The organism is Paenibacillus sp. FSL K6-1122, assembly GCF_037977015.1.
GTDB lineage: Bacteria > Bacillota > Bacilli > Paenibacillales > Paenibacillaceae > Paenibacillus > Paenibacillus amylolyticus.
On the sequence record NZ_CP150272.1, the window covers coordinates 6,991,702 to 7,004,726 of the forward strand.

Below are 13,025 nucleotides of genomic sequence, written 5' to 3' on the forward strand. Positions count from 1 at the left end.
CACGTATTATCGTTTGATCCGGCTTGAATGTAACGTCCTCGTAGCTAATAATCAGGTACAATTTGATGAAATATGTCGTTATATCGACCACAGTGATTTTATCATGATGGATTATCCTACTTGAGAAATCTAAAGAAAACTTTAAATCCGTGCGTATTGGATCGTTTAATTCTTCGGAGAGATGGCACATCATTTTGACGAGGATGGAAAAGCGCAGACTGGTGTTGAGGAATTCAATATCTTGAGTCGATTATGAAGCTAGTGGAAAAAACAAAAAATGGGCCAATAGCGTCAGGTACTGCTCCAACGCCATTTTCCCATTTATAATAGACTACCACCCTTACTGCTATATTCATGCTTGTGACGTACTGTTAGAAACCAGCATATATCCGCTCCCCCGAACCGTAATGATTCGCTCGGGGTCGGCAGGGTCAGACTCAATTTTTTTGCGTAAATTACTGATATGTACAGCAACCGTTCTTGTATCCTCCAGACTTTCCATTCCCCAGATGATTTGAAACAACGTATCAACACTGACGACACGATTTACGTTTTGTGCCATATAGGACAGCAGACTGAATTCTTTTTTCGATAAAGAGATAGGTATGTTCCCCATGTTGACGGACTGCGTGTAGAAATCCAGTGTCAAACCCGGTAACTCCAGCAGTTGTTCCCTTCTACCCGTCGACACTCTGCGAAGGTGAGCCTTGATCTTGGCCATGAGCACTCCCGGACTGAATGGTTTGGTCACATAATCGTCCCCGCCATAGGATAATGCGCTAATTTTTATTTCGTCTTCCTCTTGACTGCTCAGAAACACAATCGGCGCACTGGTGAGATTACGCGCATTCCTGCACCAGTCAATACCGTTTTCATTAGCCAGCAATATATCCAGTATAATTAAATCCGGCTCAAACGATGCAAGCAGCTCCATCGCTTCTGACCCGCTATGACTGCAGGTGGAGACAAATCCCTCCCTATCACAATACACCTGCACAATCTCGCATATATGAGGATCATCATCAACGATCATGATTTTGTGCGTGTCCATCTCATCACCCCTTTCCTTCAATCACCGTACAAGGAAACGTTACATAGAATGTCGCCCCCATCTTGCCGTCGCTCTCCGCTCGAACCATGCCTCCGTGCGCTTGTACGATTTCCCTGCAAATTGCAAGCCCCAGTCCACTGCCCTCTATGCCCATTCCCGGCCGATCATATCTGTAATTACGTTCGAAGATTTGCTCAAGCTGATCCGGAGGAATCCCCATGCCAGAATCCTGTATGCTAATGGTCGCATAGCGAGCATGATTCATCACTTCCACAACTAGTGCAATACGCACCAGCCCCCCGCTGGAGGTGAACTTCATGGCGTTGGATACTAGATTAAATAAGGCCTGTTCTATTCTTTTCGCATCCATCTCGACAACTGGCAAAATAGATCGTCTATCCTCGGTATCTCCGATATCCAGTATGAAGTCTAATCCTGCGTCGCGTACTACCAACTCATATTGTTCAAAAAAACCATGCAAGAAAGGAATCATCTGAACTGGCTCCATTCGGTACGAGACTTGTCCAGTCTCCAAATGAGACAAGAAGGACAACTCCTCGATCATACGGTTAATCCTTATCGTGTTCTCCCGGATGTACTTCAGATATTGTTCATTGCGTTCCGGCTTGACCCTGTCCTGTATAGCTTCTACATATCCAAGCATACTGGACAACGGCATACGCAGATCATGCGTAATATAAGCAAGTAGCTTCTTCCTCCCTTGCTCGGAGTGAAGCAGTCGGTCATACGAGGTTTGGAGATCATCATGCACTGTAGATAAGGCCTGTGTTCGCTCCTGAACGGTCTGTTCCAGATTCATATTCATTTCAATCAGCTTGTCATTAACGTACTGTAATTCACGTGTAATTCTCTCTTCGTTCGATGCCGTCCTCGTAGATCGCGAAGACAGCAGAATCAGCTGCGCGATCGTAAATATCAATAAGCCAAGCGGAGATGTATTTCCAACTAGCGACCATCCGTTAAAATACAAAAAATCGTTGACAACCGTGACCAAAGTAACCACCGACACCAGCAGGAAGATCAGCGCTCCCTCCATACGTCGCACAGCCGCCTGAACCAGCCCGATCATCAGATAAATCATATGTAGAACTACCATCACACCGATTACCAGCAAAAATTTTGTATATATAATTGCAGGGGTTACCACTACAAGGATACAGAATGCACCAGTTACGATCCGGGTGCCAAGGCGAAACCATCGCGACACATAATTCGGAAAAATACAATCAAAATACATGGTGATGATATAACCGCTGAGGCAAAGAATCAGATATTCGATCTTGAACTGCAATTCCCAAGGAAAATGAGGCAACCATTGTGTAAAGATAAGCTCGCCGTTGAACAAGGATCGAATACCAAGCAGTACAGTAAACAGGCCAAAATTTAACGGAGCTTTATCCTTACGTCGCAACATAAACAACAGCAGATTATACAAACCGATCACTAGCAAACTTGCCGTGATGAACATATCCCTGGCAAGATTCAGATTGGTCTTGGTCGTTAGTACGTCACTGCCACCCAGCTCGATATCCTTGGTAATGCCGCCCCGATGATGTTGGAAGTTGGATACTTGCATGACCAGCTCTAACGTGTCGCTTTCAGGCTGAAAATACACCAGCTTTGTTTCCAATTGCGGGGTCATGCTGTGCTTGTCCTGACCAACCTCACCAACTTCTGCCAGCAGCTCGCCATTGACCCATAATTTGTACGCATTAAAAATGCTAGGCAGCCGCAGAGCAAGCATCTCATCGCGATCCTGCTCGCTTAGATGAACGACCAGTCCAAAGGTTGCATAGCCTGTACCGCTCAGCCGCTGACCTTCTAACGGGTAGCCCAGCCAGGAGCTTGGGATGTTAATCCAGTGGTCCTGATTTCCTTCCCTTGCCGAACGAACCCGCATATCCTCAGGCGACAGCAGTTCTTGCCAATAGAACGCCCACTTCCCTGTTAATTTTTGCGGATTCGTACTAAGTTGAGCCTGCGTTAAATCCAGAATACCTTCTTCACTTTGGAGCCTAGGAGAGTCCGGCGAAGAGAGGACGACATAGCCTGTAACCAAACCAATAACAGCAGCAATGATATACAACCAAACCTTACGAGAACCGACTCGGAGAATCTCCCTCATGATGAACCCAACCCCATTCTACAAGAGCGCAATAAGTAAGTTGATCATCCAAATAATATCATCAATACAGGAGAATGTACCCTGCAAATTTCTAGCAGGTGTCGATAGCTAACATCGCGATGATACCCTTTTGACGACGCGCGCTTAGCTGGGTGCGCCGCCACAAAAAAAGTACACACTTTGAAGTGCATACTGATATGAAGGATCTTATTCGCAATGAATAATTCGAGCACAATCTGTATGTGCCAGATTCACAGATGACTCATGCATTATAGTGAATTATTGATGATTTCTGTGAAGGGCTTCATGTTGTACGTGTCATCCTGAATGCGCCATTCTCCCTGATCCTGCAAAAAGGTGATATCACCCGATAACGGAATGGACTTGAACTCTTTGCCATCCTTATCCGTAAATTTCAAATCGAGCGTGTATTCCACAAGAATCCAGTCACTCTTGCTATCTTTGATCTTGGTTTGTATATTTTCAGGATGCAGCAGAGCCTTCTCTTTGTCTGCTACACGTAAAGGAATCTTGTTAAATCGCGCATCTATATTGGATTCGAAATTCCTTTCTGTCAAAAATGGTCTGATTACTTCTGCTCTAGCCAGCAGACCCTCCACAGTTAACGTATCTTCATAGTCCTTATAATCAACAGTCAGTTCGGTTGTTTTATAATCCAGCGACATTTCGAGGGCCTGCTGCTCATCTATGGCTGACGCCTTCTGATTGCTCACAATACTCGGCTGATTCGTCGCTGGTGGAATGGTCTCTTTAACGTTCTCGGCTGACTCAGATGGGGTGCACCCCATTATCATGACAGATGAAAGAAACAACGTACTCATCACATAAGCTAACTTACGCGAGGTGATCAACTCCTTTCTCGTCAGTATTACTCTCAATTATCCCTTCAATAGGATATAATGTCCAGTTATTGGGCGTATCTGAACAGACACCCAGTGAATTATATCCATTGGGTGTCATCTTCATCATAGATTGTGTTATAGTCATCGGGAAGTGATTTGGAGGAGATAATGATGATGATCAAAATTACAACTGGACCAACTCTCGAAGGATAGCGCCTGCGGGTCCAATAACTGCGTGTTTCCTTCAACAATGAAGGTGTGAAAGCTATGTCAACCTATCAAATCGTTCCTATGGTCTATAATTCCAAGGAACAGATTGATGCTATTATTTTACTCGAACAACAATGTAAACAGCTTGATTCCGTTCATCTGAAAGCAGACCTTGACCATATTAGCAAAAAAGACGGAGACCATGCACTCCTCTGTTATCGCCACGGTGATTTGGTAGGACTCCTCAGTTGGTATCCATCCGACGGCGTAACCGGGAATATTAATGCCATCGTACACCCAGATTTTCGTCGCCAAGGTGTGTTCGGCAGCCTACTGAACAGGGCCATCCTGGATATGAAACCACAAGGGATTAACCAACTCAGTTATCGCGTTCCTCAGGGCTTATCTCCGGGTGTTCATACTGCCCAATCCCTCGGAGCCATTTATGATCGTGCGGAGTACTCGATGCAACTTGTGAATGAGGTCCTTTCGGTTGTGGAGCCTCCTGAACTAACGTTGTCCTTGGCAGAAGCCGAGGATATGGAATTTATGGTCACTTGCTCCTCCCAAGCCTTTGGAGATTCGGAGGACTGGACACGCGAGTACTTTATGCAAACAAATGAACCCAGCCGAGTCACCTATATTGTATGGCAGAATCAACTGCCTGTTGGGCTGGTACGGGTCAACTCCATTAATGCAACAACCGCATTTATTCATAACTTCTGTATCTTGCCTGCTTATCAGGGACAGAAACTGGGGCGCACTGCGCTTAGCATCCTGGTTGATCTCCTAAGGAAACAAAGTTACACAGATATTCGCTTATCCGTTGTTACCGAGAACAAACGTGCTTTGAATCTGTACCGCAGTGTTGGTTTTGAAGTGATTTCTGAGTATCACTATTTCAACGGTAGTTTATAAAAGGTAGTAGAGAGAGATCGTTTTCCGCAAAGGGAGACGGTCTCTCTTTTTATATATTGGAGAATTGAAAAATCAATTTATAACCATCGAACGTTTGCCCGTAAATCTCCCGATAGTTACCTTTAGTATAATTATCCACTGTTTTTCGCCAGAAAGATTGGCCAATCTTATTTTTCTCCGATGGATTGGTGAACAACTCCCAGTTTCCTATAAACATGCCGAAGATCGTCGATGCCGCGTATTCAGCAACGCCTACACCTCGAAACGGCTGCATCAGAAAGAAGTCATGTACAAAGAAATTCGTGCCTTGTGAACAATATGGCGGAGTAGCTATGAACGCAAACCCTGCCGGTATGCCATCCACAATCATGAGGAACGGATAAAGACACTCCGGTTTTTCCCACCATATGTTCTGGACGTTATACTGATCCTGCAAAGTTATATAATCAGGACTTGGCTCAAAAATGCCATGTTCGTTCGGGGTATGCTCTCCACCCAGACCATAATGTCCGGATAGATCATGAAGGTATAGCGGGTACATATTTTTAATCACATACGCCTCGTCTTTATTCGTTAATTTCACTTCTATATTCATATTCACCAACCTTACCAGATGATTTAAGGAGTTAATTCATGAACTCTCACAGCATAACCTTCTACCGTCAAATGAATTGTACGCGTAATTAACAACCTCGAATATGTAAAAAAGCTTTAATAACTATTCTTTATTCTTACAGGAAAAAGCCACATTCGATTGCTCGAACATGGCTTTTATAGTTTCATCCCTTTTTGCAATACACAATTTTCTTGATGCTATCGATGGATAAACAGTATTGGTCCGCAAGCTGATCGATGGTTGTTCCGGCAGCAAAAAGCTGGCGGATCTCGTCGTTCCGCTCCCGGACAATCCTTCTGCCACCCGAATTCTCGCCCCACTTCTTGTGGGCATCCTTGGGCCTCGGAATATAGATCAAGCCACCAGAGATATGACGCTGTATTTCTTTGAGTAATTCTTCCGGGAAGATTGTATCCGCATTAATATATTTCACGTTGCTCCACTCCTTAAAAGTTAAAATCTTTAAGGCAGCAGAGTCGTACAATGAACACATTGGATATGCACTACAATGATATGGCGGAAAAGAATTTCAAGCTCTATGCAAACAACCGCCGTTGTTCATCACATGGACTCTGCATAGAGCGGGTCGTTAAATTTATTATGAATCGAATCATGGTAGCCCCCCATTCAGTTAATCTTATTTTGTGCTGAAGAACTTTTAACTGTCTATTCCATAATAAGGTTTACTTTCCTTAATGGCAAAATCTACACGTCGAATCTGTAATATACCCCTGTTAATTCTTCTGATACGCTCCATAGCTTGTTTGAAATGTTAGCGTCATATAATTTTTCGATGATCTTAGCGCTCTTGGGATAGCCCTTAGTGCCGCCCATACCGCTGGGAGCAATATACTCCCCTCCCGTGATTGTCGGATCTGCTGCAGCATATAAGGTAGGTAATGCCCCCATATGTGCCGGTTGACTAATAATTTTCAAAAGACTGCGCATGAATATATTGGTCTGTTTCCCCGAACCAAAGGAAAATAGATTGGTATGCGAAATCCCTGGATGAGCGGCGATACTCATGGAATCAATATGGGCGGAATTAAATTTATTCTGCAGCTCTCTCGCAAACATCAGATTGGCTAGCTTGCTTTGACTGTAGAACTTCATGGGATTATATCCTTTGGAGCCATCTAAATTATTAAAATCAATCGCACCATTATGAGCTGCCATACTACTTACAGTGACAACTCTCGATTTCGGAGTAGAGATCAATCGAGGCAATAGTAGACCCGTAAGCGCAAAATGGCCTAGATGATTACTACCAAACTGTAATTCAAAGCCATCTTTCGTCAACTGGAATGGAGGGTTCATAATTCCTGCATTATTAACGAGAATGGACAAAGAATCGTATTGCTCAAGAAAAGCGGCTGCGAACTTACGGATACTAGCTAAATCGCTAAGGTCAAGCTGCATAACGATTACCTCTCCAGCTACATGCACAGACGACTTTATTTTATTAGCTGCCTTTTCACCTTTTTCCATATTACGAACTGCAATGATAACCTTTGCGCCTTTTTCAGCTAACGCTAATGCCGTTTCATACCCTAACCCGCCGTTCGAACCGGTCACAATCACTACTTTATCGGATACAGTCGGGATGATGTCTTTAGTCCAAACTTCGCTCATTTGTCTACACACCTTTCTTATCTCTTCCTTGATACCCTAATATCCAGCGTTTGAAAGCTCTTATCCCCCACCATACTGGCTTAAACTCCGTTCCAGCATCCCTCTAACCTGCTGCTGCAGTTCGAGCGGAGACACCACCTTCACTTCCGGCCCATAGGAGAGTAACTTTCGTGCTGTAAAAGAAAACTCCTCGGGCGGAACAAGTCCGCGCCATTCGTTATCTTGAACCGACTTGAACAACACATCTGACGCAGCAATCCTTGCTCCAAATTCCGTGAATTGCAGCATCACTTCTACGCTTGCTCTATCTTCTTTGGCATCTAGCCATGCCTTCAGGCTCGGAACAGATTTATCCACTGATTCCATAACCGTCAATTGCTGCATGCGATCCACCCGATACAATAATACGCGGTCCTTATTTCGGGCTGGCATGTACCAATGTCCCTGTTCATAGTAGATACCATAGGGAAAGACCTGGACTTTTTTACGCCCATTTCGGGCATGATACATAAATTCGATTTCTCTCTTTTCTACCGCTGCACTCAATATCTCAGTTGTTAAAGGCTCGGAATGCCCACCAGGGTGTTGGACAAAGGTGATATGCTCTCTCATTCGCATAATGAGATCCTGTACATCTTCGGGCAAAGTAGAGAAGTATTGCTCAGCCAGATGCTCACGCATTGATCCATATGGAAAATCCGGTACTTGCTGTAGATATTCCAGCATCATAAACAGCCCTAATGCCTCCTGCTGTGTCAGTTGAAGAGGTGGCAAAATCCGATTGGGCAACACCCGATATCCTCCGTTCACGCCAACTTCTGTGTACAAAGGAAAACCCAGCGCCTGCAATGCATCCAGATCTCGCTGAATTGTACGAACCGATACATCAAACCGCTCTGCCAGTTCCCGGGCAGTGAACTTCTGTCTGGAATCCATCAGGCGCATGATCGCCAGTTTCCGATGATTCATTTATTCAACACCCTAACTACGTCAACTTTTGTCATAGTTAAAGTGTATCATACATTGTAGAAGGGAGCGATGAACATGTCTGATAACAAAACAATTTTGTACATTGCTATGAGTTTGGATGGATATATCGCAAGACTGGATGGTTCGGTCGATTGGTTATTTGATGTGGAGGGTGATGGTGGAGACAACGGGTATGCTGCATTTTATAAAACGATCGGTAGCGTTATTATGGGACGTTATACGTATGAAGAGGTGCTCACACTGTCTGAAGAATTCCCCTATGCGGATCGGCCAACATATGTGCTTTCTCGTTCGGAACAGCTGCTCGCTCCGCATGCACAGTTTACAACTGAGGGGGTAGAGACACTCATTCCCCGGCTAAAGCAAACTTCTGATGGAGACGTGTGGATTGTGGGTGGCGGCATATTGGTTCAAGCTGTGTTAGCAAAAAAATTACTGGACGAGATTGAAGTCGCCATCATTCCCAAAATTCTTGGCGAAGGCATTCCTTTATTCCCGACAGGCACTGTGCCAAGTCAATTTAAAATGCTCCGAACCCAGGCGCTCGGACAGATCATTTCGATTCGTTATGAGGTACAGAACAGCGGCCCAGCGGACACACCTTCGAATGTCTAGATAAGTAGAAAGGGAAAAGACCATTCTTATGATGAAGGGACCTCATAAAGTTAGACACCATCTAACCATTGGGGTACAGTTCATGAAAGAGTGGTCTTTCCATTACCATGTATCAAGTTATCCTATCAGTCCTCGTACATATTCTGCTAACACCTCTGCCGTCCTACGGTGAGATAACTCGCCTGGATGGGTGCGCGCCCCTACCGTCTTTTCGGTTGTATCAGGAAGCTGGATGATTGAGACCTTGCGGTCTCCTGTCCCCTTTGTATACGCATCAACTGCGCGGTAGATGGCGGGCATCATAGGAAAACCCAGCATGCCATAAGCCCATACGAGATGTGCCGCCGGATTGTTTTTCCGAAGTTTGAACAGGAACTGTTCCACCGCTTTCTCAAAAGCAGCCAGATCCTCTTCATGATACGTACCATCTTCGTTCAAACGCTGCTTGTACACCTTGCCCGTGTCGGGGTCTTTCCACTCCGGTGACTGAAATGCACCCCCATCATTGCTGCCCAGGTTCACGACTACCACATCCGGCTGCCAGGAACTAAAATCATGCTGATCTCCTGCGCCTAGCGCATCGTTACGTTCACCAGTAAGCAAGCCACAGACCTTTTCGTAATACTCGGGGATGTTCCCTTTTGGATTGTTATCCCAACTTGTCAGCACACCCCAGCCACTTTGCGAGATGACCCGATACTCCGCATTCAATGCCTCTGCTGTCATAAACGTATAATTATGTATGGCGCTGAACCACATCGGAATCCAATCTTCCTCCGCTTTCGCTCCAATCGCACCTTCGCCAGATGTAATACTGTCACCAATGAACTCGATCTTGTACGGTTGTTCCTGCACAGGCAGGAACGCTCCATCCGATTTCACCGCATGAATCTGCAAGGCACAACCTGGGTCACCACTCATCGCTTGAACATCTTTGACGATCCGTACATTCTTCACCACATTTGCGTTCATACCTCGGAATACACAGACCCAATACCTTCCCGCCGTTAACATCTGTCTGCTCACCGGAACACCGTTGATCAGAATGCTGATCCATGACTCATACATGTCATACTGCGACTCTACTTCAACCCATAGTTCGGAGCCCTGTACATTGAGTTCGACTGCACTCCCCGTCCAAAATAACGTCAACGGCGACAACTCTCCAGTTATTCTGCCATGCACTTTAAGATTTCCGATCTCAGGCAGAGCATATACCTTTAAATTCTCATTAGATATCACGGTGCAAACCTCCTACGTTTGGCTCAAATTATAAGCAGGCTCTCTACATGCCTCGGATGTACGCTTAACTGATATTATGCAACTTTTGAAGCGCTTCCTCTTTGTTTTTCAAAAAGAAAACATACTTGCCATTGTTGCACTCATAGATGAAATCTCTCAGGCTCTTGCTGTTATGTCCTTCGAAATCTCCCACAATAGCAAGCTTAACATGATAGTTCACGTATTTCTGCAAAATGTCGCCTGCAAGCTTGGTTTTCAGTTCGAAGAACTCTTCCGTGATGTTCGATTTGTCGATAATGAGTTTATCAGCATCATCGGTATACCTTACCGAAGCCATCAAATCCAGTGCATCTTGAGCATTGTTGATGACGATGCCATCACTTTCAATAATGGCGACTTTGGAATTACCTTGCTGATCAATAGTTATGTTCATTTCACTTTCTCCTCCTCTGGACATCGGCTTTTGGTTATGAGTTAACATATCTCAGTTACTATAATTATTTAGTTATTCATCTTTTCAAGCGTCTCCATATAGAACACATGCAGGAACTTTTTGATATTAACCTTGCCTTTGTCGCCTGCCTGATCTTCTTCCATGGCTCTCATCTTCATTCGAACATCCTGGAAGTCGAAGTACAGGGGAGCATAATGCTCAAACTTGTGGTTGCTATAATCGTTGAGTCCAATCGAGGCCATGTTTGTTAACGCGGCAATTACCGTTCTGCGAATGCGCTGTTCCATCGCCTTGCTCTCTTTCTCGACGTCTTTGGGCGTGGACTTGTACGTCTGGGCCACCGCTTCATAGGACTCCTTCAGTGGCGGCCACTCCGCCACCTGCTTCTGATCAATCGCATACTCCATGAGCGCAATGATGTCCTTGCTACCACTTTCTCCGATAATCCCCAGATCCATTAGAATGCTTCGTGCCGCATCTCGCACCGTACGACCTTGGGCAGGGGCCGGTGCTTCCACCAGATTCAATCGAGCCATCGACTGCTTGATCTCCAGCACGTAACGTTCATACTTCCACTGGTCATTCACTTTGCTGAGCACATGCTCCACTTCCACCCGATTAATCGGTTTATGAATGAAGAATTCAATGCCGTTCTGGTAGGCCTCCCCTACCATCTCCTTGTTCTCCACCTGAGAGATCATGATGAATTTACCGGTATAACCGCCTTGCTTCAGCTTCGCTACCGTCTCAATTCCGTCCTGATCCGGCATCAGCAGATCAATCAGCACCACATCGGGACGCAGATCCATGATCATGCGTGCTCCTTCTATGCCACCCTCTGCCATGCCTGCAAGCTCGCCGATTCCACAGGATTCAATGATATCATGCAGCATACTCCGACTTACCACATCATCATCCACGATCATGATAGAAAGTGTCATCGACATCGGCCCCCTTGATCAGATTTATTTTGGGAATAGCTATAACAAATGTTGTCCCTGTCTCTCCCGGAGGCGCCGACTCTACCTTCATTTGTCCCGCCAACGACTGAACGATATCACGTACATGGGACAAGCCAATGCCCGTCGCAGCAATGCCAACTTCATTGAACTTTGTTGTATAGCCTGGTTCAAAAATAACATCCCGTTTGGCTTCAGGTACACCTTTTCCAGTGTCCATCACGACGAAATGCACGTCATCTTCTTGCTCATATACATGAATTCGGACCGTCCCGTCATGCTCAATCGCCTCTACCGCATTGGCAATCAGGTTATTCATTACCGTGAGAAGAGGAATGTAATACGGAGACTCACAATCATACTGTTGCTCAATATCGATCTCGACCTGCTTATGAAGCATTTCGCTATATTTTCGGTTTGCTTTGCTGGCAAAGTTCAGTACTTCAGATAGGCTCATGTTGACCGCTTTTTCATTATCATACAGCTTCAGCAGACCTGCCAGAATGCGTTGTGAATCCTTCTTCACTTCATGAATCTGCTGAGCGATGCCCAGGGTGCGCTGACTGTATTGATTCATGTCCTGCTCCCGGAGATCGCGATATAGATCATAGCTGTCAGCTGTAATGCCTTCGATCGTATTCATCGCTTTCTTCAGGTAAAAGACCTCGCCATACAGACCTGAGTTCACACTCAGCATCTGCTCCATCCGCTTCTCCTGCTCTGCATGTAAGAGCCGCATCTGCCTCACCGCAATGCTGTTATATAGCCCAATCACAAAATAACTTCGCAGACCACCTACCACAAGCAGATACAACCATTCCTTCATATAAAAAATATTGGTCCCGCTTAACATTCCGCGAAAAAGCAGCTCAACAAGATTAGAGGAGAAATCGATACATGTGATTAACCCGCCGAGCAGAAGAGGCTGCATCTCATGGAATCGATGCTTGAACTTGCTAAGCCCATAGGCAAAGACCACATAATACACACCTGCCCCCAGATTGTCCCGCATGCTTTCCAGTATAGACACCGTCTGTACATGATTGATGAGATCTACCGACTGGAACAGCAAATTCGCGATGCCTGTCAGGATTCCTGTCTTCACATAAGATAAGTGTGGCATGATCATCAGCAGAAATAAAAGGATGCTAACCCCCAGCCCGATTCGGAAGTAATCTTCCCGGAACGGATTTATCTTGAATTGCGCCCCTACCGCAGTGGTAATGGCAATGGCCGTCATCTGCACATTCTCATTTTTGACCCAATTGCGCATCGATCTCTTCACCCACTATAACAACGTTTAGCGCCCAATGCCGGAACCCGCGCTTC

13 protein-coding genes are annotated in these 13,025 nt (G+C 45.4%); 2 read left to right on the plus strand and 11 right to left on the minus strand.

Going from position 1 to position 13,025, the window contains the following annotated elements; genetic code table 11:
- Window positions 1–352 precede the first annotated feature (352 nt).
- The 3 genes from NSQ20_RS31045 to NSQ20_RS31055 form a co-directional block, all read right to left on the minus strand.
- Window positions 353–1,051, minus strand: a complete 699-nt coding sequence (locus NSQ20_RS31045; protein ID WP_076320246.1) for a response regulator transcription factor — start codon at window positions 1,049–1,051, stop codon at window positions 353–355.
- A 4-nt stretch (window positions 1,052–1,055) separates the two neighbouring features.
- On the minus strand, window positions 1,056–3,197 hold the full coding sequence (locus NSQ20_RS31050; RefSeq protein ID WP_340031494.1) for an ATP-binding protein: 2,142 nt from the start codon (window positions 3,195–3,197) through the stop codon (window positions 1,056–1,058).
- A 269-nt stretch (window positions 3,198–3,466) separates the two neighbouring features.
- A complete protein-coding gene (locus NSQ20_RS31055) occupies window positions 3,467–4,096 on the minus strand; it encodes a hypothetical protein (RefSeq protein ID WP_161799407.1) in 630 nt (209 codons plus the stop codon).
- Between the two features lie 231 nt (window positions 4,097–4,327).
- Here NSQ20_RS31055 and NSQ20_RS31060 point away from each other — a divergent pair, with 231 nt between their 5' ends.
- Window positions 4,328–5,188 carry a GNAT family N-acetyltransferase gene (locus NSQ20_RS31060; RefSeq protein WP_340031495.1) on the plus strand — a complete coding sequence of 287 codons (861 nt, stop codon included), beginning with the start codon at window positions 4,328–4,330 and terminating at the stop codon, window positions 5,186–5,188.
- 49 nt (window positions 5,189–5,237) lie between these two features.
- On the opposite strand, the gene NSQ20_RS31065 is transcribed toward NSQ20_RS31060, so the two are convergent.
- The 4 genes from NSQ20_RS31065 to NSQ20_RS31080 all read right to left on the minus strand — a co-directional run bounded on the left by NSQ20_RS31065 (window position 5,238) and on the right by NSQ20_RS31080 (window position 8,405).
- A complete protein-coding gene (locus NSQ20_RS31065; protein ID WP_340031496.1) occupies window positions 5,238–5,783 on the minus strand; it encodes a hypothetical protein in 546 nt (181 codons plus the stop codon).
- A 184-nt stretch (window positions 5,784–5,967) separates the two neighbouring features.
- Window positions 5,968–6,237, minus strand: a complete 270-nt coding sequence (locus NSQ20_RS31070) for a CD3324 family protein (RefSeq protein ID WP_036611734.1) — start codon at window positions 6,235–6,237, stop codon at window positions 5,968–5,970.
- 272 nt (window positions 6,238–6,509) lie between these two features.
- The gene (locus NSQ20_RS31075; protein ID WP_315372106.1) at window positions 6,510–7,436 is read right to left on the minus strand and encodes an oxidoreductase; all 927 of its coding nucleotides are present in this window, start codon (window positions 7,434–7,436) and stop codon (window positions 6,510–6,512) included.
- 60 nt (window positions 7,437–7,496) lie between these two features.
- A complete protein-coding gene (locus tag NSQ20_RS31080) occupies window positions 7,497–8,405 on the minus strand; it encodes a YafY family protein (RefSeq protein ID WP_340031497.1) in 909 nt (302 codons plus the stop codon).
- Between the two features lie 69 nt (window positions 8,406–8,474).
- Between NSQ20_RS31080 and NSQ20_RS31085 the strand changes: the two genes are divergently transcribed.
- Window positions 8,475–9,041 (plus strand): dihydrofolate reductase family protein, encoded by a 567-nt coding sequence (locus NSQ20_RS31085; RefSeq protein ID WP_340031498.1) that lies wholly within the window; start codon window positions 8,475–8,477, stop codon window positions 9,039–9,041.
- A 117-nt stretch (window positions 9,042–9,158) separates the two neighbouring features.
- Here the strand turns inward: NSQ20_RS31085 and NSQ20_RS31090 are convergent, their stop codons facing one another.
- The 4 genes from NSQ20_RS31090 to NSQ20_RS31105 form a co-directional block, all read right to left on the minus strand.
- Window positions 9,159–10,283: an SGNH/GDSL hydrolase family protein gene (locus tag NSQ20_RS31090; protein WP_340031499.1), complete on the minus strand. Its 1,125-nt coding sequence runs from the start codon at window positions 10,281–10,283 to the stop codon at window positions 9,159–9,161.
- A gap of 64 nt (window positions 10,284–10,347) precedes the next feature.
- Entirely contained in the window at window positions 10,348–10,716 is a 369-nt protein-coding gene (locus NSQ20_RS31095) for a DUF4180 domain-containing protein (RefSeq protein ID WP_340031500.1), read from the minus strand.
- A 68-nt stretch (window positions 10,717–10,784) separates the two neighbouring features.
- The gene (locus NSQ20_RS31100; RefSeq protein WP_340031501.1) at window positions 10,785–11,678 is read right to left on the minus strand and encodes a response regulator; all 894 of its coding nucleotides are present in this window, start codon (window positions 11,676–11,678) and stop codon (window positions 10,785–10,787) included.
- Window positions 11,650–12,969 carry an ATP-binding protein gene (locus NSQ20_RS31105; RefSeq protein ID WP_340031502.1) on the minus strand — a complete coding sequence of 440 codons (1,320 nt, stop codon included), beginning with the start codon at window positions 12,967–12,969 and terminating at the stop codon, window positions 11,650–11,652. The genes NSQ20_RS31100 and NSQ20_RS31105 overlap by 29 nt, the downstream gene beginning before the upstream one ends.
- Window positions 12,970–13,025 lie beyond the last annotated feature (56 nt).